Consider the following 20818-nt stretch of genomic DNA (forward strand, 5'->3'; position numbering starts at 1 on the left):
AAAGCCACTTTCGGGACATCAGACGTCGCGAAAGTGGCTTTCGCGACACGCTCGCCGGGCACACTCGCGACAGGCCACGGACATAGTGCGCGATGCCAACCACCGCGTTCAGAGGACGAAACGCGGGAACGTTAGGCCGGTTTGGCCGCGACGATCAGGTCCCGCACGATCGCCTGGTCCACCCGGTGCGCGAACTCCGCGAACGGACCGTCCTCGCGGACTTCCAGCCCGGCCTTGTCCAGGATCGCGGCGAGTTCCTCGCGGGGCGCGACGTTGGTGTTCCAGGAGATGCCGAGCGCGCCGCCGGGCCGCAGTACCCGGGTCCACACCGGGACCGCGGCCGCGAGCAGGTCACGCGGGCTGCGCGCGAGCGACGCGTCCTGAGTGCGGTGGCTGCCGTGCTGCACGCCATACGGGGCGTCGGTGACGATGAGGTCCACCGAGTTCGGCCGCAGCAGTTCGTCGGTGGTGAGCGTGTCGCAGTTGAGGTAGGTCAGCTTGCGGACCTCGCCGGCCTTGTACAGCTCCTTGGTGACCCCGAAGCCGATGTCGAGCCGCCTGCCGAGGCGGACCTTGTTGCGGCGCACCTGGCCGGCTTCGGCGCTGTGCTTGATCCGCTTCTGCTTCAGCCAGGTCTTGATGAACAGCTCGTAGGAGTCGAAATCCTTGCCGTCGACGTCGAGGCCGGTCGCGTCGAAGCCGTACATCATCGCCTGGTTCAGCGTGGTCCCGCGGCCGCAGAGCGGATCGAGCAGGTGCAGCGGCTTGTCCAGCATCGCGGCCGGGTTCGCCGTCGACATCAGGGTGACGTTGACGAGGAGTTTGGTGAACAGCTCGTTCGTCTTGCCAGGGTACTTCTGGATGGTCAGCAGATCCGAGTCGAAGTTCGCGAGCGGGCTGATCGTCACCGGCTTCAGGACGCCGTCGCCGAGTTCGAACAGCGCGTACAGCGCGGAAAGGTTCGAAAGGAGCGCGAGATCGCGTTCGCTCAGCGGGGCGGGCGTGGTGAAGGTGAGGTAGCCGACGCCGCCGAGTTCCGTCTCGCCGATCTCGGAGACCTCGGTCTCCAAGGCGGACAGACCGAACACCGCCAGCTCCGCGCGCAGCAGGGCCGGAGTGGAGTCGGTGTAGACCCGGTTGGCGGACGGGTAGACCAGGATCGCGTACTCGGACATCCGGTAGAGCGTAGCTTGACTGATTGTGACAGCGACTCCAGTGCCGAACCTGAAGGAAGCCGCCGCCCTGCTGGCGCGCGCGAACGACGTGACCCTGCTCGGCCATGTCCGCCCGGACGCCGACGCGCTCGGCAGCGCGCTGGCGCTGGGCCGGGCGCTCCAGCTGCGTGGCGGCGTCAAGGTCCGTGTCTCGGTCGGCGAGCCCGAGGAGATGCCCGAAACCCTGCGGGGCCTGGACGTCGGCGGGCTCTTCGTCCCCGCGAGCGAGCTGCCGGAGAGTGAGCAGCTGCTGGTCGCGCTCGATACGCCCACTCCGGGCAGGCTCGGGAAGCTCGCGTCGCGGGTGGACGCCGTTCGCGCGGCGGGCGGCGACGTCCTGGTGATCGACCACCACGCGTCCAACGTCTTCTACGGCACGCACCACGTCGTCGACGACACCGCCGAAGCCACCGCCGTCCTCGTTTTCGCGTTGCTGGCCGAACTGGGTACCGAGATCGACGAGCCGATCGCGCGCTGCCTGTACGCGGGGGTCGTCACGGACACGAGCGGGTTCCGCCGGGCCCGGCCGTCGACCCATCTGATGGCCGCCAAGCTGCTCGAAGCCGGTGTCGACCCGGACAAGGTGGTCCGCGAGATCGTCGACGATCACCCGTTCGCGTGGTTGCCGATGCTTTCGGACGTCCTCGCGGGTGCGCGCCTCGAGCCGGACGAGGCACGCGGCTTCGGCCTCGCGCACGCGGTGGTGACCCTCGACGCCGCGCGATCCGTCCGCGCCGAGGAGGTCGAAGCGGTCATCGACGTCGTCCGGTCCACTCGCGAGGCCGGGGTCGCCGTGGTGCTCAAGGAAGCCGAACCGACCGGGCCGGGGCAGCGATGGACGGTCTCGCTGCGCTCGGCGGGTGGCGTCGACGTCTCGGCGGCCGCGGGGGAGCTGGGTGGCGGCGGCCATCGCCAGGCGGCCGGGTGCACCGCGGAGGGGACGGCGGACGAGGTGCTCGGCAGGCTGCGGGACGCACTGTCGAGGGCGCCGCTGTTGTGACCCGCTGACGAGCGGTGTCATCGTAATTTCATCGGTCGTTCCTAACGTGATCCCCACGATGAACGACCGAGACTCCCTCCGCCGCCGGATCCTGGTCACGCTGGGCGTGATCGTGCTGTTCCGGCTGGGCCAGAGCCTGCCCACCCCGCATGTGACCGTCCGCGCGCCGGAAGCCGATCACCCGCTGCGCTGGATCCTCGACCTCCTCACCGGCGGCGGCCTGGCCACCCTGCCGGTGTTCGCGTTCGGTGTCCTGCCCTGCCTGGCCGCCCCGCGGCTCCTGCGGGGACTGATCGCCCTGATCCCGCGGCTGGCCGCGCTCCGGGCCGAAGGTGAAGCCGGCGCACGGGTGCTGAAGCGGTATCAGCGGCGGCTCGTCGTCTTACTCGGCCTACTGGGTGCCGTCGGCGTGGTCGTGTTCGGCGGGCAAAACGTCCTGGAAGGAGCCGTGACGGTGGCGTGCCTCACCGCGGGAACCGCTCTGGTCCTGCGGCTGACCGAGGTGATCACCGACCGCGGCTTCGGCGACGGCGTCCGGATCCTGCTGCTCGCGCAGGTCTTGGCGGTGCTGCCCGGGGAGTTCCTGCGCCTGTACGAAAGGGCGGGCTGGGCCGCGATCGCGGTGCTGACCGTGGTGACGCTGTCGATCACGGTGCTCACGATCGTCCTCGCGCAGGGACAGCGCCACGTCCCGGTGCAGTACGCCAAGCGGATGATCGGCAGACGCATTTACGGCGGGACGGCGACGTACATTCCCCTTCGCTTCCCCCAAGCGAACAGTCCGGCCGTCGTCGCCGCGGTCCTGCTGGCGGTGCCGGTGCATTACTTCGGGCTGGAAGATCCCGGGTGGATCGCGGTCTACTTCGTCCTCGTCTGCCTCTTCGCCTTCATGCGGGCGGCCGTGGCGCAGAGCATGGACAAGGTGGCGGGCGAACTGGTGCGGGCGGGCGGTTTCGTCCCCGGGATCCGGCCGGGCACCTGGACGGCCGAGTACCTCGATTACGTGAACCGCCGGATCCTCGCGTTCGGAGCGCTCTGCTCGGGCGTGGTCGCGCTGATCCCGGCCGCCGGTCTGGCCCTGCTGGACGCGAGCCCGGCGCTGCTGGTCACCGGGGTGACCCTGCAGGTGGTCCTCGTCTTCTTCGTCAGTGTCTCGCTCGACACCACGCGGCAGATCGAATCGCTGCGCCAGCAACGGCGCTACGAACCGTTCCTCCGCTGAGCGAACGGTCCGCGCCCGGGGTACGGGCGCGGACCGTGACCGGCTCAGAAGTGCGGGAGCCAACCGCCACCGAGGGCGTCGGCGGCGCCGAACTTGTTGCCGCCCTTGCCGTTCCAGAGATAAAGGGTGCCGGTGCTCTGGCTGATGGCGCCGATGTCGCTGTGGCCGTCCTTGTTGACGTCTCCCAGCGACATCAAGGTGCGGTGGTAGTCGCCCCAACCGCTCCCGATCGAGTCGGCCGCACCGAACCTGTTGGCACCCTTGCCGTTCCAGATGTGAAGCGTGTTGCCGTCCCTGATCGCGGCGAGGTCGGTTTTGCCGTCGTTGTTGAAATCGCCCGCCACGGGTGCGGTGAAAGGTTCCCAGCCGCCGCCGACCGAGTCGGCGGGAGTGAACCTGCCGTCGCCCTTACCGTTCCAGATGAAGAGCGTGCCGTCCTTGACCGCGGACAGGTCACTGACACCGTCGTTGTTGAAGTCGCCGGCGACGGGCGCGGTGAACGGTGCCCAGCCACTGCCGACGGCGTCGGCGGTGCCGAACTTGTTGCCGCCCTTACCGTTCCAGACGTACAGGGTGCCGTCCTTGACGGCGGCGAGGTCGGTTTTGCCGTCCTTGTTGAAGTCGCCTGCCGCGGGGCGGGTGAAGCCGTCCCAGCCGCCTCCGACGGGGTCTGCGGTGCCGAAGTTGTTGTTTCCCTTGCCGTTCCAGATCGTCAGGGTTCCGGTGCCGGTCGCGTAGATGTCGCCGGCGCCGTTGCCGTCGAAGTCCGCGCCGTCCGCGACCGAGCGTTGCCACAGCGCGCTGACGATCTTCTGCGCGTCACCGGCTTCGGTCTGGTAGCGGTCCGGATAGGCCGAGACCTGCACCGCCTGGCACACCTCACCGATCGGCGCACTGCTCCACGACCCGTTCGGGTACACGCGCACCATCTTGTCGAGGAAGGCGTTGGTGGCCCAGACGGGGTTGAGCCGGTTCGTGGCGCTGCCCCAGGACGCGCGTTGCTGGAACAGGCCGAGGCTGTCGTGGTCGACCTCCTCGCTGATGTTCTGGAGACTCGTCTCCACGATCACCGTGGCGATGGCGATGGCCGCGGCTCTCTGACTCAGCCCGCGATCGCGGACCGCTTCCACCACCACGCGGGCACACGAAACGCGGTACGCGGTCAGATATCCCCGCATCTTCGCGGTCAGGGTCCCGTTGAGCTGCGTGGCCAGGGCGGCGTCCCGGCTGGTCGTGCCCGCGCGGTCGCACGGCGCGGTGGCGTAGGCGGCGGTCACCAAGCCCGCCGGCTCTTCTTCGGCGTGCGCGACGGGCGACAGGGCGGTGATCGCGAAGACGGTCAGGGCTGCCGTGGTCGCACGGCGGGCGAAGTTCTTCGACACTGGTCGACCCTCCAAGGTCGTGGGGTGGGGACGGAACGGTCAGAAGTGGGGGAGCCAGCCGCCGCCGAGGGCGTCGGCGGCGCCGAACTTGTTGCCGCCCTTGCCGTTCCAGAGGTAGAAGGTGCCGGTGGTCTGGTCGATGGCGCCGATGTCGCTGTGGCCGTCCTTGTTGACGTCGCCGAGGGACATCAGGGTGCGGTGGTAGACACCCCAGCCGCCGCCGATGGCGTCCGCGTCGCCGAACCTGTTGGCGCCCTTGCCGTTCCAGATGTGGAGCGTGCTGCCGTCGCGGACGGCGGCGAGGTCGGTCTTGCCATCGTTGTTGAAGTCACCGGCGACGGGCGCGGTGAAGGAGCCCCAGCCGCCGCCGACGGCGTCCGCGGTGGTGAACCTGTTGCCGCCTTTGCCGTTCCAGATGTAGAGGGTGCCGTCCTTGACCGCGGACAGGTCGCTGACGCCGTCGTTGTTGAAGTCGCCTGCGACGGGTGCGGTGAACGGTGCCCAGCCGCTGCCGACGGCGTCGGCGGTGCCGAACTTGTTGCCGCCCTTGCCGTTCCAGACGTAGAGGGTGCCGTCCTTGACGGCGGCGAGGTCGGTTTTGCCGTCCTTGTTGAAGTCGCCCGCCGCGGGGCGGGTGAAACCGTCCCAGCCGCCGCCCACGGCATCGGCGGCGCCGAAGTTGTTGTTGCCCTTGCCGTTCCAGATCGTCAGGGTTCCGGTGCCGGTCGCGTAGATGTCGCCGGCGCCGTTGCCGTCGAAGTCCCCGCCGTCGAGGGACTTTTCGATGATCTTGTCGTAACGGATGCCGCGATAGGTGGTCATCTCCGACCAGCTGTTGATGTTGTGGTTGGTCTTCTGGCCGTAGGTGTTCTCCGAGTAGACCCAGGCGCCGGCGCTGTGGTCGCCGGAGTCGACCCACTTCTCGAACAGCTCGATGTGACCGTTCTTGAGCAGCGCGTCACCGGGCAGCAGGTCGTGCAGGCTCGGCACCCAGGACTTGTGCGAGTAGGACTCGAAGTCGTCGGTGTTGAGATCCCAGCCGTCGGACTTCTTGGGCAGGTGCCAGGCCATCGCGACCAGACCGGAGCAGTCCGGCCGGTACTTGCCGCCGGTGCCGTCGGAGATCGCGTCCGACTGGTTCTGGCTGTACCAGGTGTCGCCCCGGTCGTACCAGTACTTGGCCCTGGCGATGATCTCCGCGCGGGTGATCGATCCCCCGACCGTCGACGCCGCGTCGGCCTCGTTTCGCGTGCCGAACGTGAGCAAGCCTGCGACCAGTGTCACGAGGGCCGTGATCATGGCGGCGAAGCGGACCGCCGTTGGAGAACCGGAGCTGTTCATGACGACCTTTCCTGAGCATGATGTTCGTGGACGACACAGAGGCTCCGGGAGGCCGCTGTAGCCACGCTTCAGCGCGGGCTACAGCGAGGCGGCGCGCTGTAGGGATCCGCTCTGGGGGAGGACGGATGAGGTTTTCTCTGCTCGGGCCGATGGAGGTGGCCGGCCCGTCGGGGCCGATCGCGCTCCCGGGGACGAAGCCGCGCACACTGCTCGCCGCGCTGCTGCTGGGCTACGGCCGGACGGTGCCCGCCGAACGGCTGATCGGCGTGGTGTGGGGCGAAGAACCGCCCACGACCGCCCGCGCGGTGGTGCAGACGTATGTCGCGACGCTGCGCCGGGCGTTCGACGCGGCCGGGTTGCCGCAGGTCATCGTGTCCGACCGGAACGGTTACCGCGCCGACGTCGCCGAGGACGCCCTCGACGTCCGGATGTTCGAACAGCTGGTAGAACGGGGACGGCAGGCCGCGCAGAACGGCGATCACACCGAAGCCGCGGACCTCTTCCGCATCGGCCTCGCCCTGTGGCGCGGGCCCGCGCTCGGCGGGATCGGGGAGTCGTTCCTGCGTGCCGAGGCGACCCGGCTCGACGAGCTGCGGTTGACCGTCACCGAGGAGCGGGTCGACGCGGATCTCGCGGCGGGACAGGGGCCACGGCTGCTCGCGGAGCTCACCGAGCTGGTCGCCCTGCATCCCACCCGGGAGCGGCTGCGCGGCGGGCTGATGGTCGCGTTGTACCGGTCCGGACGGCAGGCCGAAGCGCTTGAAGTGTACGAACGCGGCCGGAAGGCGCTGAGCGACGAACTGGGCATCGACCCCGGGCCGGAGCTGCGCCGGGTGCACGAGTCGATCCTGCGCTGCGACGCGGCCCTGCTCCCGGCCGTCACCTCCCGAACGCCGCGGCAGTTGCCGTCGCCGCCGCCCGATTTCACCGGCCGCGCGCCGGAACTCGCGACGCTGCGCGCGACCTTGGTGCGGCCCGGCACGATGCCGGTCGCCGTCGTCGCCGGTGCGGGCGGCGTTGGCAAGTCCACTTTGGCGCACCGGGCCGCGCACGAGATCGCCGAGCGGTTCCCCGACGGTCAGGTCCATCTGGAGCTCCACGGTTCCACCGGCACGCCGTCGACCGCCGAGGAGGTACTCGGCCGCGTCCTGCGTGATTTCGACCCCGCGACGCCGCCGCCCGGGTCACTCGAAGAGCGGGTCGCCCGGTACCGGACGCTGCTCGCGGGCACCCGGACCCTCGTCGTGCTCGACGACGCCGCGAACGAGGCGCAGGTCCGGCCGTTGCTGCCAGGGAGCCCGGGGTGCGCGGTGATCGTGACCTCGCGCAACCGGCTGCCCGCGCTGGCGGGCGCGACCTTCCTCGAACTCGGCGTGCTGCCCGCCGACGCCGCGCTCGATCTGTTCACCCGCATCGTCGGGGCGGATCGGGCGAGCACCGAACCCGCGTCGGCCGCCGAGATCACCGGGCTGTGCGGGCAGTTGCCGCTCGCGATCCGCGTCGCCGGCGCGCGGCTGGTCTCCCGGCGGCAGTGGACGCTGTCCCGGCTGGCGAGCCGTCTGGCGCACGAGCAGCGGCGTCTCGACGAACTGGTGGTCGGCGACCAGGAGGTCCGCGCCAGCATCAACCTGAGCTACACGCTGCTGCACAAGGAAGTGCGGACCGCGTTGCGCAGGCTGGGACTGCTCGGCCTCACCCACTTCCCCGCCTGGGTCGCCGCGGCGGCGATGGAGGCGGAGCTCGACGACGCGGAGCAGGTGCTCGAAGACCTCGTCGACGTCTCCCTGCTCGAAGTCGACGGCGTGGATTCCTTGGGGCTCATGCGGTACCGGCTGCACGACCTCGTCCGCCTGTTCGCGCTGGAACGCGCGGTCGAGGAGGAAGCGGCCGAGGATCGGGCCGCCACCGTCGAGCGGGTGCTCGGTGCGTGGATCTGGCTGGTGGAGCGGGTCAACGAGACCCTGCCGCCCGCCGTGCCGTCGATCCAGGGCAGGTCCCGGCTGGGCCGTCCCGTCGACGAGGAGATCGCCCGGCGCGTCGAGGCCCGGCCGTACGAGTGGTTCCGCGCCGAGGAGGAGGCGATGACCACCGCCGTCGAGCTGGCCGCGTCACTGGACCTGGTCGACATCGCGGTCGAACTCGCGTCGGCCTTGTGCGGCACCGCTTTCGGCGGGCACAACCGGGTACTCGACGATTCGCTCGGGTCGTGGCGGCGAACCCACGACGCGGCGCTCACCGCGGCCCGCCGCACCGAGAACGCACTGGGCGAGGCGACTCTGCTCGCGGGGCTGGGGCAGCTGTACTACGAGCACGACGACTTCCCCCGCTCCCGCGCGCATCTGAGCCAGGCGTTGTCGATGTTCCGTGCCGCCGGTGACGTCCGGGGCGAGGCGGCCACCCTCGCCGCGCTCGGCGCCGCGTGCCGTGAGCAGGGTTATCTGCCCGAGGCGGTGCACTTCCTGGACCGCGCCGGGCGGATGTGGTCCGGTTTGGACGATCCGGGGGCGATGGGGCACGTCCACCGGCTGGCGGGCACGGTCCGGCTGGAGATGGGGGACTACCCGGGAACGCTGACCGCGCTGACCGAGGCACGAACGTCGTTCGCGGCGGCGGGCTCGCGACGCGGCGAAGGGCTGACGCTGCGCAGCCTGTCGCTGTACCACCGGGCCCGCGGCGAGTGGGCCGAAGCCGAACAGTTCGCGCGCGAGGCGCTCGCGGTCTTCGAGGGATCCGAAGACCGGATGCTGGTCGCCTATTCCGAACGCGCGCTGGCCAAGGCGTTGCTGCGGCGCGGGGACTCGGTCGCGGCGAGGCGGCTGGCGGAGAACGCGCTGGAGGTCTGCCGCGAGCTTGGCGACGCCTTCGGCCACGCGTGCACCCTCCGCGTCGTCGGGGAGGTGCATCTCGCCGAAGGCCGGTTGTACCAAGCGAAAGACTGCCTTGAGGACTCGCTCCAGCGGTGGACCGACCTGCGCGCCGAACTGTTCCGGGCACGGACGTTGCGCACCCTCGCCCAGGTGCACGACGCACTCGGCGACGCGCCGGCCGGGGAGCGGATGACGGCGGAGGCCCTGGAGACCTTCCGGACCTACGGCGCCCGCGAGTACGAGGAACTCTCCGCTGTAACGGGGTTACAGCGTTCCTGAAGGACACTGGTGGACAGTGGGGCGCATGTCTTCGTTCGTGTCCTTGTCGGATCCCCGTATCGCAGCCATGTCCGTCCGGGAATGCGGCGAACCGTTGGTGGACTTGCGGGAAACCGTTGCCATCCGGACAGACCCCAGGCTCGCCGACGAACGGGGCGCCTACGCGCACGTGCGGCTCAGCGTCGCGGACCGGCTCGTCGCGGCGCAATGCCAGCTCCCGCGCGGGCTGCGCCTGCTCGTCGTCGAAGGGTTCCGGCCGCGAGAGGTGCAGGAGCGGTACTTCGCGGACAGCAAGGCCCGGATCGCGCGCGCCAACCCCGGCTGGCCGTCCGAGCGGGTGGCCGCCGAAGCCGCCACCTACGTGTCACCGCCCGAAGTCGCGCCGCATGTCGCCGGGGGAGCGGTGGACCTCACGCTGTGCACCGTCGACGGCGTCGAGCTGCCGATGGGCACCGACGTGAACGCGACGCCGCCGGAGTACGGGACGGAATGTTTCACCGGTTCCCCGCTGATCGGCCCCGAAGCGCGCGCCAACCGGGAAACGCTCATCGACGCGATGACCGCGACCGGATTCGTGAACTACCCGAGCGAGTGGTGGCACTGGTCCTACGGCGACCGGTACTGGGCGTACGTCACCGGGGTGAAGCACGCGCGCTTCGGCCCGGCGGCGTTCCCGGTGTGAGCTCGCCGCTCAACCCAGGCCGAGGTCCAGCCGGGCCAGCTCCCGCCGGGACCGCACGCCGAGTTTCGGGTACGCCCGGTAAAGGTGGTGCTCGACCGTACGCGGGCTGAGGAACAGCTGTGCGGCGATTTCCCGGCTCGTGCTGCCGTCCGCGGCCAGCCGGACCACCTGGAGTTCCTGCGACGTAAGACGATCCAGCGGGTTCTCCGCGGCGGGTTCGGCCATCGGGCCGGAGTCGCCGGTGGCCCCGAGTTCGATCCTGACCCGGTCGGCCCACGGTTTCGCGTGCAGCCGGGAGAAGACCTCCAGCGCCGAGCGCAGCGGAACGCGGGCGTCACTACGGCGTTTGGCTCGGCGCAGCCATTCGCCGTAGCGCAATTCGGTGCGGGCCCGTTCGAAAGGCCGTTCGCCGGACGAGTGCCATTCCAGCGCTCGCAGGTAATGCGGCTCGTCGTCGGCCAGCATGGCGCGGCAGCGTGCCGCCACCGCCTTGGCCCATGCCTGATCGCCGGCCTCCGCCCACGCCTCGAACCGGCGAAAGGCGGGTTCGGCCCTGCCCGGATCACCAAGGCGTACCGCCGCCTCCAGCTGGTCGGCGGCCGCCGTGATCGCCACCGTCGTATAGCCGAGCGGTCCGCGCAGCAAGGTCTCCAAGCGGTCCAAAGCGGACTCATAGCGGCCGAGGCCGAGGTCGAGCAGCGCGAGTGCCACCGTGCTCGCCGCACCACCCGCGTCCGGCGGCACCTCCGCCAGCTCCCGGCAGCGCCGTTCGTCCCCCTCGATCGCCGCCACCCGCGCCACCACGGCGTTCAGCCTGGGCAACCGACGGCGCGATCCGGTGTCGCGGGAGATCCGCACCGCTTCGGCGACCGACGCGGCCGCGTCCCGGTGCAGCCCGGCCGAAACCTGCGCCCCCGCGAGGTCCTGCAACACCTGGGGGAGCAGACCGATCAGCCCTTCGCGGCGGCAGCGAGCCACTTCGGCGAGCGCGAGTTCCCTCGTCACCGTGTCATCGCCGAGGATCATCGCGCAGTAGGTCCGGCCGGGATCGGAGCCCGGTGCGTGCGCGACGTACTCGGCCAGCAGCGGCAACCCGGTCGCGAAGTCGTCGTCCACCAGCGCGGCCATGCCCTCGACCACCGGGTCGCCGCCGTCCAGCGCGTCGTTCGCGGCCCGCACGGTCCCCCGGTCGCCGGAGGACCACGCGTACCGGGCGCCGGTGCGCGCTATCGCCACCGCGTCGGACGACTCGGCCGACCGTGCGTGCTCGACGAGAAGGCGGGCGGCCCCGCGGCCGTCCCCCAGTTCGAACTCCGTGGCCGCCTCCACCTGCGCCAGCAAGGCGCGGGCCTTGGTGTCCTCAGTCAGCGGTGCCGCCTGCCGGACCAGCTCGGCGGCCTGCTTCCCGTGCCCGGCGGCGAGCGCCAGTGACGCGGCTTCTCCCAGCCGCGCCGCTCGTGTCCCGGCATCGGCGGTGAGCCGTGCGGCCTGCCGGTACAACCCGGCGGCCGCGGTGAACGCCGTGCGCGCCCGCGCGCGTTCGGCCGAGCGCACGATCTCCGCGGCGACTCCCTCGTCGGGAGCGGTGGTGGCGACGGCGAGGTGCCGGACCCGGCAGTCGGCGTCCGAAGTGGACTCGGCGAGCGCCTGGTGCACCGCGATCCGGCCGGCGAGGACGGCACCCTGGTAGGCGGCCGTGCCGATCAGCGGATGCCGGAAGGTGACGGTACCCCCGGTGACCTCCAGGAGCCGCGCGGTCTCGGCCTGTTCCAGGTCGGCGAGCCCGACACCCAGCGTTTCGGCGGCCCCGAGCAGCGTCGGCAGGTGCCCGCGTCCCTCGGCCGCGGCGATGAGCATCATCAGCCGGGTCCGCGACGGCAACGCGCTGATCTGCGCGCGGAAGCCCGCCAGCACGCGGTCGGCCACGGGCAGCGGTCCGGCGGTCGCGTCGGGTTCCCGTTGCGAGGCCGCGAATTCGAGCAGTGCCAGCGGATTGCCCGCCGATTCCGCGATCACCCTCGCCGGTGACGGCGGTGCGAGCCCTCGTTCGGCCAGTAGCCGCGCGGCGTCGTCCGGGTCGAGCCGGGCCGGGCGCAGTTCCGGCAGATCCGCCGCGGCGAAACCGGTGTCCCTCGCCCCGAACACCATCGCGACACGATCCGCGGCGAGCCGCCGGGCGGCGAACAGCAAGGCGTCCGCCGTCGCGCGATCCAGCCACTGCGCGTCGTCCACAAGGCACAGCACCGGGCCGTCGTCGGCGACGTCGGCGAGCAGGGTGAGGACGGCGAGCCCGGTCAAGAACCGGTCCTGGCCGCTGGTGCGGCCCGAGTCCAGCACCGCACGCAACGCTTCGGCCTGAGGGCCGGGCAGCGCGGAGATCCGGTCCTGTACCGGCCACAGCAACTGGACCAGCCCGCCGAACGCCAGATCGGCTTCGGCTTCGATCCCCTTGACCCACAGCACGCGCAGCCCGGATGCGGCTTCGGCCGCCCAGCCCAGTAGCGCGGATTTCCCGATCCCCGCCTCGCCGCGCAGCACCAGCGCGCCGCTGCGGCCGGCGCGAGCCGCGGACAGCAGCGTTTCGATCGCCGCCTGTTCGCCGGCCCTGCCGTACAACACGCCGGCCTCCGTGACCATGAGTGAGGTACGTACGCCGAATCCCAGTACCCCGGTACCGAAACCTTACCGATTCGGGAACGGCCCGCCCGGACCAAGCTTCCGGGTATGAACGAGTTGCTGGCCCCGGTCTCTGTGGGCACCCTGTCCCTCCCGAACCGCCTGGCGATGGCGCCGATGACCCGCAGCCGCGCGAAGGGCGGCCACGTCACCGGGCTGACCGCCGAGTACTACGCGCAGCGCGCCGCCGCCGGGCTGATCATCACCGAAGGCACCCAACCCTGCGTGATCGGCCAGGGCTACATCGACACGCCCGGCCTGCACACCCCGGAGCATGCCGCCGCGTGGCGCGCGGTCACCGAGGCCGTGCACGAGCGCGGTGGCCGGATCTTCGTCCAGCTGATGCACTCCGGCCGGATCGGGCACCCCTCGCTCTACCCGGACGGCAGCCTGCCGCTGGCCCCGACGGCGATCCCGTCGGGCGAAAAGCTGTACACCCCCGACGGCCTGCTCGATCACCCGCGACCGCGGGAGATGACGCTGGCGGACATCGCGCGTTCCGTGGACGAGTTCACCGCCGCCGCGCGGCTCGCGATGGACGCCGGATTCGACGGCGTCGAACTGCACGGAGCGAGCGGCTACCTGATCCACCAGTTCCTCGCCGACAACACCAACCGGCGCACCGACGCCTACGGCGGCCCGATCGAGAACCGCATCCGGTTCGCGGTGGAGGTGGCGCGGGCGGTCGCCGACGCGATCGGCCCGGAGCGCACCGGCATCCGGCTGTCACCCGGCTCCACTCTCAACGGCACCCTGGAGAGCGACACCGAAGACCTCTACCCGGCCCTCGTCCGCGCGCTCGGTCCGGCAGGGCTGGCCTACGTGCACATCTCGGAGTTCGGCACGCGGGACATCACCAAGCTCCTCCGCGCCGAATGGCCGGGCACCCTCATCCTCAACCCGCACCCGGCGGGCCCGGAACCGGCGACCGTGGCGGACGGCGTGGACGCGTTGCGGGAAGGTGTCGCCGACGTCATCAGCCTCGGTCAGCTGTGGCTCGCCAACCCGGACCTGCCCGCCCGGATCGTCGCCGGCGGGCCGTTCGCCGACGCCGATCCCGCGACCTTCTACGGCGGCGACCACCGCGGTTACACCGACTACCCGACCATGGCCGCTCGATGAGCGTGCCCGTTCGCGCCGGGATTCCGGGGCCATGGCTGGCTTTGCTGGCCGGTCCGTTGTCGTTCGGCATCGCCGGGCCGTCGTTGATCCTGCCCGACGCGGCCGCGGCGCTCGGCACCGGAATCCCGGCGGTGACGTGGATCGTGACGGCGTTCGGCTGGGGGATCGCCGTCGGCACCCCGCTGCTCGGCGGGCTGCAGAACCATCGCGGGATCCGGACGGCGGTGCTCACCTGCGCCGCATTGGTGCTGGCGGGTGCCGTCGCGGTGGCGACCGTTCCGTGGTTGCCGGTGCTGGTCGCCGGTAGTGCCTCGCAGGGGCTCGGCACCGCCGGATTCACCACGATGGCCATGACCATGGCCGGGTCGGCACGGGCGATGGGCCTGGTCACCTCGTCGCTGGCGGTCGTCGGCGCGGCGTCTCCGTTGATCGGCGATCTGATCGGCGGCGCGTTCGGCTGGCGACTCGCGCTGGCCCTTCCCGCGCTCGGCCTCCTCGCCGTGCCCGCGGTACTGCGGTCGGCGCCCGCGACGCCGGTCGTGCCGTCACGTTTCGACCCGGTCGGCGCGATCCTGGTGACCGCGCTGGTCACCGCGCTGGTGTTCGTGCCGCACGCGTGGCTGCCCGCGGGCGGCGCGGTCGTCGTCGCCGCGGTTCTGCTGGCCGGGCACCTGAGGACGCGGCCGGACGGGTTCGTGCCTGCCGCGCTCCTGCGGGCACCGGAGTTCCTCGTCGCGGCGGGGCTCGCGTTCGCGCTCGCGGTGGCCAACTTCGGGTTGATGTACGTGCTGCCGCCGCGGCTGACCGGGGAATCCGGCTGGAGTAGCGGCGAAGTCGGACTCGCCATCCTGTGGCCGCTGCTGTTCGGCGGGCTGGTGTCCTATGTGGTCATCGCGGCGACGGCGAAGACGTCGTTCCGGACGGTGGCGGTGCTGTTCCCGGCACTCGCCGCCCTCGCGCTGGTGCTCGCGGGCGTGAGCGTTTCCCCCGTCGCGTTGCTGATCGCGCAGGCACTCGCTTCGCTCGCGGCGGCCTCGGGCCAAGGTGTCTTCGCCGTGCGCGCCGGAGCCGCCGCCGGAGCGCACCGGGCGGCGGGGATGGGCCTGTTCAACCTCGCTTACCTCCTGGGGGCCGCCTTCGGCCCCGCGATCGCCGCACTCCTCTGAAACCGGCGTCCGCGGCGTCGCACCGACGACCTTTAGTCTGCGTTGGTGCCTGAAGCCTCCGAAACCGACGAGCGCGTCCCGCCGAAACGCGTGCTCGGCCTCGCCGTGCCCGCGCTCGGCGTCCTCGCCGCCGAACCGCTGTACGTCCTGGTGGACACGGCCGTCGTCGGCCACCTCGGCGCGCTGCCGCTGGCCGGGCTCGCCGTCGGCGGTGTCGTGCTGTCGCAGGTTTCGAGCCAGCTGACGTTCCTGTCGTACGGCACCACGTCGCGGACCGCGCGGCTGCACGGCGCGGGTCGTCGTGGCGACGCTGTCCGCGAAGGTGTCCAGGCGACCTGGCTGGCGGTGATCGTCGGGCTGGTCGTGATCGTCGCCGGGCAGCTGCTGGCCGCGCCTATCGCACGGGTCCTTTCCGGCGACGCCGCGATCACCGACGCCGCCGTCTCCTGGCTGCGGATCGCGCTGTTCGGGACGCCGTTCATCCTGATCACGATGGCGGGCAACGGCTGGATGCGCGGCGTCCAGGATTCCGCGAAGCCGTTGCGCTATGTGCTGGCGGGCAACGGGATCTCCGCCGTGCTGTGCCCGGTGCTGGTGTACGGCGCGGACTGGGGGCTGGAAGGGTCGGCGATCGCGAACGTGGTCGCGCAGGTGATCTCGGCGTCGCTGTTCATCGCGGCACTGGTGCGGGAACGGGTCCCGCTGCGCCCGGAGCCGAAGGTGATGCGCGCCCAGCTCGGCCTCGGCCGGGACCTGGTGCTCCGCAGCCTCGCCTTCCAGGCGTGTTTCGTCTCCGCCGCCGCGGTCGCCGCGCGGACGTCCACCGAGGCGGTCGGCGCGCACCAGATCGTGTTGCAGCTGTGGACCTTCCTCGCGCTGGTGCTGGATTCGCTCGCCATCGCCGCGCAGTCGCTCGTGGGGGCCGCGCTCGGCGCGGGGGCGAGCAAACGGGCTCGCGGGCTGTCGCGTCAGATCACCGGCTACGGCCTGGTGTTCGGCTGCTTCCTCGGCGTCGTGTTCGCGGCGGTGGCCGGGGTGCTGCCCCAGGTGTTCACTTCGGACGCGGCCGTGCTCGGCCAGATCCCGCACGCGTGGTGGTTCTTCGTCGCGCTGCAACCGATCGCCGGGGTGGTGTTCGCGCTGGACGGAGTCCTGCTCGGCGCGGGCGACGCGGCCTTCCTGCGCAACGCGACGTTGCTGAGCGCGGCGGTGGGGTTCCTGCCGCTGGTCTGGTTGTCGCTCGCATTCGGCTGGGGGCTGGCCGGGATCTGGACCGGGCTCTCGCTGTTCATGCTGCTGCGGCTGGCGACCCTGCTGGTGCGGTGGCGCTCGGGGCGGTGGGCCGTCGAGGGCGCCGTCCGCGTTTAGTCCTCTCGATGCGGGAGGCGTGTGGCGAAAAGCACCCGGGTAACGGCTATGTTTCGTCGTTGCTTACGCGCTACAACTATATGAGGCGGCAGTGCGGGCGTCTCCACGCCCGAACCGTGCTCAAGGAGGAAACACTGTGACAGGCCGAGCCACCCGCCGGTCCTGGTTCATCTGGTTCGCCGCCGTCACCGTCTACCTTCTCGCCGTCTTCCACCGCACCTCGTTCGGTGTCGCCGGGCTCCAGGCCGCCGACCGCTTCGGCGTCGGCGCGGCCGCGCTCGGCACGTTCACCGTTCTTCAGGTCGGCGTCTACGCCGCGATGCAGATCCCCACCGGTGTCCTCGTCGACCGTTACGGCCCGCGCCGCGTGCTCACCGGCGCCGTGTTCTTCCTCGGCCTCGGCCAGATCCTGCTCGCGGTCGCGGAGTCGTACCCGCTCGGCCTGGTCGCCCGCGCCGTCGTCGGCTTCGGCGACGCGCTGACCTTCGTGAGCATCATGCGGCTGATCGCCGCGCATTTCCCCGGCCGCCAGTACGCCCTGCTCGCCGCGCTGACCGGGGCCATCGGTTACGTCGGCAACCTCGCCGCGACGGTCCCGCTCGGCCTGCTGCTCGACGGTCCCGGGTGGACCCCGACGTTCCTCGCCGTCGGCCTGGTGACCGCGCTGTACGCGGCCGTCGTCGCCCTTCGCGTCAAGGACTCCCCGCCCGGCGAGCCGGCGCCCGTGCGCGAGCGGGTGCACCCGAAGCTGCTGGGCCGCCAGGTCGCCGCCGCGTGGCGCACCCCGGGCACCCGGCTGGGTTTCTGGGTCCACTTCAGCACGATGTTCGCCCCCAACGTGCTGACCATGCTGTGGGGTGTCCCGTTCCTCGTGCAGGGGCAGGGATATCCGAAGGCCACCGCGAGTTCGCTGCTGATCGTGTTCGTGTTCGGGTCGATGCTCGGCGGGCCGGTGATCGGCGGGCTGATCGGACGGCGCCCGTCGCTGCGGATGCCGCTCGTCGGCGGGTACATCGGCGGCGCGGCGGTGATGTGGGCGGTCCTGCTCGGCTGGGGCGGGACGATCCCGGTCGCGGTACTGGTCCCCGTGTTCGCGTTCCTTTCCCTCGGCGGCCCGGCGTCGATGATCGGTTTCGCGCTGGCGCGGGACTACAACCCGCTCTCGCGTGTCGGCACCGCGACCGGGGTGGTGAACGTCGGGGGCTTCGTGGCCACGACGATCTCGGCGCTCGCGGTCGGCGTGCTGCTGGAGTGGACGGGCGGCACGTTCCGGCTGGCGCTGCTGTCGGTGATCGCGGTGCTCGCGTTCGGCACCTTCCGGATGCTCGTGTGGTGGCGGCGCACCCGCGCCGTGCTGTTCGAGGCCGAGGCCCGGGGCGAGGCGATCCCGGTGCAGATCCGGCGCCGCCGCTGGGACGCCGAAGCGCCGATGCCCGTCTCGTCCTAGGTCCCGTGCGGCTGAAGGGGACTTTCCCCGCATGCCATGCGACGAAAGCGCCCTTCACCGCGTGAGACGCGGGGAAAGTCCCCTTCAGCCCCGCCCGGTGCCGAAAGATAGGGTTCGGCCCGTGTCGCGCCCCAATCAGGCTCAAGCCAAGAAACGTCCAGCCCCGCCGCCCGGTCTCGTCATCGTCGACAAACCGTCCGGGATGACCTCCCACGACGTCGTCGCCAGGGCGCGGCGCTTCATGGGCACCCGCAAGGTCGGGCACGCCGGCACCCTCGACCCGATGGCCACCGGCGTCCTCGTGCTCGGCATCGAACGCGCGACGAAACTCCTCGGCCACTTGGCACTGGACCGCAAGACCTACCTCGCGACCCTCTCCTTGGGACTGTCCACCACGACCGACGACGCCGAGGGCGAGCCGATCGCCGAAGCCGCCCCGGACGTCGTCGAGAAGATCACCGATGAAGCGATCGCGGCCGGGATCGCCGCGCTGACCGGAGACATCCAGCAGGTGCCGAGCGCGGTCAGCGCGGTCAAGATCGACGGCAAACGCGCGTACGCCCGCGTCCGCGCCGGCGAAGAGGTCGTCATCCCGCCGCGTCCGGTCACCGTGCACCGCTTCGACCTGCTCGCCACCCGCCGCGAGGCGGGCCGGATCGAACTCGACGCCGTCGTCGAATGCTCGTCGGGGACCTACGTCCGCGCCTTGGCCCGAGATCTCGGCGCCGGGCTCGGCGTCGGCGGGCATCTGCTCGCGTTGCGCCGCACCACGGTCGGGCCGTTCACCCTCGCCAAAGCCCGCACCCTCGACCAGCTCGAGGACAAGCCGGAACTGTCGCTGGACCTCGACGCCGCCGTCGCCGCCGCGTTCCCGCGCCGGGATCTGGACGTCCGCATGGCACAGGCGGTCCGATATGGACAGAGGGTGCCCGCGGCCGGGATCGAGGGCACGTACGGGATGTTCGGGCCGGACGGCCGGGTGCTCGCGCTCGCCGCGGACGAAGGCGAACTGGCCCGGTCGGTGGTCGTGTTGCTGCCCGCCTAGGCAGGGAACCCGTGAGTGGTTAAGGACGGTTCTAACCCGAATCGCCGCTCACGAGGTCCAGCACCGCCGATTTCCCGTGATCGACCGGACGACACGCGTGATCCGGCGGACGACACGCGTGACTGGATGGACGACACGACGCGCGGCCGGGTTTCATCGCGAATCGTCCGCCTGAACACGCGTGTCGTCCATCCCAACACGTGTGTCGTCCATCCAGTCACGCGAAAACGCCACCCGGCACATCGGCAGTAGGTAGCTAAGACACGGTCGGCTCTAGCCGTCCTTACCACTCACGAGTCAGGGCCGCCTGGGCGCGAAGCCCGCGAGCGTGCCGCGCAGGGCACGGCCTAGGGTGATGGACGGAGCGGGCCTGAGGAGACGGGGCTAGAAGTGCAGCGTTGGCGTGGTTTGGGTGACCTCCCCGGGAGCTGGGGACGGTGTGTGGTGACGATCGGCGTCTTCGACGGCGTGCACCGCGGTCATCAGGAGCTGATTTCGAGGACGGTCCGCGCCGCCGCCGAACGCGGCGTGCCGAGCGTGGTGCTGACCTTCGATCCGCATCCGTCGGAGGTGATCCGGCCTGGCAGTCATCCGGCGCAGCTGACCACGTTGCGCCGCAAGGCGGAACTGGTCGAGGGGCTGGGCGTGGACGTCTTCTGCGTGCTGCCGTTCACACTCGAACTTTCGCGGCTGACGGCGCACGAGTTCGTGCACGAGGTGCTCGTGGACAAACTGCACGCGGCCGCGGTGATCGTGGGGGAGAACTTCACCTTCGGCGCCAAGGCCGCCGGTGACGTCGAACTCCTCCGCACGCTCGGGAAGCGGTTCGGTTTCGTGGCGCAGGGTGCGGAACTGCAGGGCCTGCTCGCCCAGGAACAGGCGGACAACGACATCACCTTCTCCTCGACCTACGTCCGCTCGTGCATCGACGCCGGGGACGTCGTCGCCGCGGCCGAAGCGCTCGGCAGGCCGCACCGGCTGGAGGGCATCGTCGTCCGGGGCGACGGCCGTGGGCACGATCTCGGGTACCCGACGGCGAACCTGTCGACGCCGCGGTTCGCGGCGGTGCCCGCCGACGGGGTCTACAGCGCCTGGTTCACCCGTTCGTCGGATTCCGGCCGACGGCTGCGGGCCGCCGTGTCGGTCGGCACCAACCCGACCTTCTCGGGGCGGGAACGCACCGTCGAGGCCTTCGTCCTCGACATCGACGAGGACTTCTACGGGCAGCACGTCGCGCTCGATTTCGTCACCAAGCTGCGGGATCAGGTCCGGTTCCCGACCTCGGAGGGGCTGGTGGCGCAGATCGACGAGGACGTCGCCCGTACCAGGGACCTGCTCGGCGAGCGGGACTGACCGGTTCCGGCCTTGCCGGATGACAATCGACAAACACACCCGCTCACGTGCGTTCCGGTGGCAAGATGTCACGGACCGCGCATGGCGTTCGATGGGGTTAAGGGGAGCGGACCAAGGTGGAGGACCACAAGATCGTCCAGCGGAACATCGCGCTGCAGAGGGAGTGGTACGGGGAGCCGCTCGGCGATCGCGTGCGGAGACTGGTCGTGGCCTTCGACATCTCCCAGGCCTTCCTCGCCGAAGTCCTCGGCATCAGCGCGCCCATGCTCAGCCAGGTGATGAGCGGCCGCCGCGCGAAGATCGGCAACCCGGTCGTCCTCGCCAAGATGATCATGCTGGAGCGCAAGGTGCTGGTCCCGGCGGTCGCCGCGGGGGACCGCAAGGCCATGCAGGAGGCCCTCGAGGACGTCCGCGATTCGCGGCCGACGGTGGGCAGGGACAGCATCCCGGTCGGTGCCGTCGCCGACGACCAGGGAGTGCTCGTGGCCCTGCGGGACATCGGCGAGGACGAAGACCTCACCGAAGCCGCGAAGCTGCTCGACGAAGACTTCCCCTCCCTGGCGGACCTGCTGCGCCGCGCCGCGAGGAACGGTTCTTGACGTGATTCGCGTGATTGAAGACGGAACTCGCGTGATTGGCGGCGTAACTCATGAG

Annotated in this window: 15 protein-coding genes; 11 read left to right on the forward strand and 4 right to left on the reverse strand. The window is 70.9% G+C overall.

Going from position 1 to position 20818, the window contains the following annotated elements:
- Nucleotides 1-131: 131 nt before the first annotated feature.
- On the reverse strand, nt 132-1175 hold the full coding sequence (locus tag ACFVM3_RS35000) for a TRM11 family SAM-dependent methyltransferase (RefSeq protein WP_378444183.1): 1044 nt from the start codon (nt 1173-1175) through the stop codon (nt 132-134).
- Nucleotides 1176-1215: 40 nt separating this feature from the next.
- On the opposite strand from ACFVM3_RS35000, the gene ACFVM3_RS35005 reads away from it, so the two are divergent.
- Nucleotides 1216-2214 (forward strand): bifunctional oligoribonuclease/PAP phosphatase NrnA, encoded by a 999-nt coding sequence (locus ACFVM3_RS35005; RefSeq protein WP_378444204.1) that lies wholly within the window; start codon nt 1216-1218, stop codon nt 2212-2214.
- A gap of 58 nt (nt 2215-2272) precedes the next feature.
- Nucleotides 2273-3436, forward strand: a complete 1164-nt coding sequence (locus ACFVM3_RS35010; protein ID WP_378444184.1) for a preprotein translocase subunit SecY — start codon at nt 2273-2275, stop codon at nt 3434-3436.
- 44 nt (nt 3437-3480) lie between these two features.
- On the opposite strand, the gene ACFVM3_RS35015 is transcribed toward ACFVM3_RS35010, so the two are convergent.
- A complete protein-coding gene (locus tag ACFVM3_RS35015; protein WP_378444185.1) occupies nt 3481-4818 on the reverse strand; it encodes an FG-GAP repeat domain-containing protein in 1338 nt (445 codons plus the stop codon).
- Between the two features lie 39 nt (nt 4819-4857).
- A complete protein-coding gene (locus ACFVM3_RS35020; protein ID WP_378444186.1) occupies nt 4858-6117 on the reverse strand; it encodes an FG-GAP repeat domain-containing protein in 1260 nt (419 codons plus the stop codon).
- A gap of 167 nt (nt 6118-6284) precedes the next feature.
- Here ACFVM3_RS35020 and ACFVM3_RS35025 point away from each other — a divergent pair, with 167 nt between their 5' ends.
- Nucleotides 6285-9305, forward strand: coding sequence for a BTAD domain-containing putative transcriptional regulator (locus ACFVM3_RS35025; protein ID WP_378444187.1), 3021 nt, complete (start codon nt 6285-6287; stop codon nt 9303-9305).
- Nucleotides 9306-9330: 25 nt separating this feature from the next.
- A complete protein-coding gene (locus tag ACFVM3_RS35030) occupies nt 9331-9987 on the forward strand; it encodes a M15 family metallopeptidase (RefSeq protein WP_378444188.1) in 657 nt (218 codons plus the stop codon).
- A gap of 9 nt (nt 9988-9996) precedes the next feature.
- Here ACFVM3_RS35030 and ACFVM3_RS35035 read toward each other — a convergent pair whose 3' ends face one another.
- Nucleotides 9997-12624, reverse strand: a complete 2628-nt coding sequence (locus ACFVM3_RS35035; RefSeq protein ID WP_378444189.1) for an ATP-binding protein — start codon at nt 12622-12624, stop codon at nt 9997-9999.
- Nucleotides 12625-12711: 87 nt separating this feature from the next.
- Between ACFVM3_RS35035 and ACFVM3_RS35040 the strand changes: the two genes are divergently transcribed.
- The 7 genes from ACFVM3_RS35040 (at nt 12712) to ACFVM3_RS35070 (ending at nt 20763) form a co-directional block, all read left to right on the forward strand.
- Nucleotides 12712-13785, forward strand: coding sequence for an alkene reductase (locus ACFVM3_RS35040; protein WP_378444190.1), 1074 nt, complete (start codon nt 12712-12714; stop codon nt 13783-13785).
- Entirely contained in the window at nt 13782-14951 is a 1170-nt protein-coding gene (locus ACFVM3_RS35045; protein WP_378444191.1) for an MFS transporter, read from the forward strand. Before ACFVM3_RS35040 ends, ACFVM3_RS35045 begins: the two co-directional genes overlap by 4 nt.
- 45 nt (nt 14952-14996) lie before the next feature.
- Nucleotides 14997-16319 carry an MATE family efflux transporter gene (locus ACFVM3_RS35050; protein WP_378444192.1) on the forward strand — a complete coding sequence of 441 codons (1323 nt, stop codon included), beginning with the start codon at nt 14997-14999 and terminating at the stop codon, nt 16317-16319.
- A gap of 136 nt (nt 16320-16455) precedes the next feature.
- Nucleotides 16456-17766, forward strand: coding sequence for a nitrate/nitrite transporter (locus tag ACFVM3_RS35055; protein WP_378444193.1), 1311 nt, complete (start codon nt 16456-16458; stop codon nt 17764-17766).
- Nucleotides 17767-17887: 121 nt separating this feature from the next.
- Entirely contained in the window at nt 17888-18811 is a 924-nt protein-coding gene (truB, locus tag ACFVM3_RS35060; protein ID WP_257488118.1) for a tRNA pseudouridine(55) synthase TruB, read from the forward strand.
- A gap of 390 nt (nt 18812-19201) precedes the next feature.
- Nucleotides 19202-20164 carry a bifunctional riboflavin kinase/FAD synthetase gene (locus tag ACFVM3_RS35065; protein ID WP_378444194.1) on the forward strand — a complete coding sequence of 321 codons (963 nt, stop codon included), beginning with the start codon at nt 19202-19204 and terminating at the stop codon, nt 20162-20164.
- A gap of 116 nt (nt 20165-20280) precedes the next feature.
- Nucleotides 20281-20763, forward strand: a complete 483-nt coding sequence (locus ACFVM3_RS35070; RefSeq protein ID WP_378345219.1) for an XRE family transcriptional regulator — start codon at nt 20281-20283, stop codon at nt 20761-20763.
- Nucleotides 20764-20818: the final 55 nt, after the last annotated feature.

Source organism: Amycolatopsis sp. NPDC057786, from assembly GCF_042797905.1.
Classification (GTDB): domain Bacteria; phylum Actinomycetota; class Actinomycetes; order Mycobacteriales; family Pseudonocardiaceae; genus Amycolatopsis.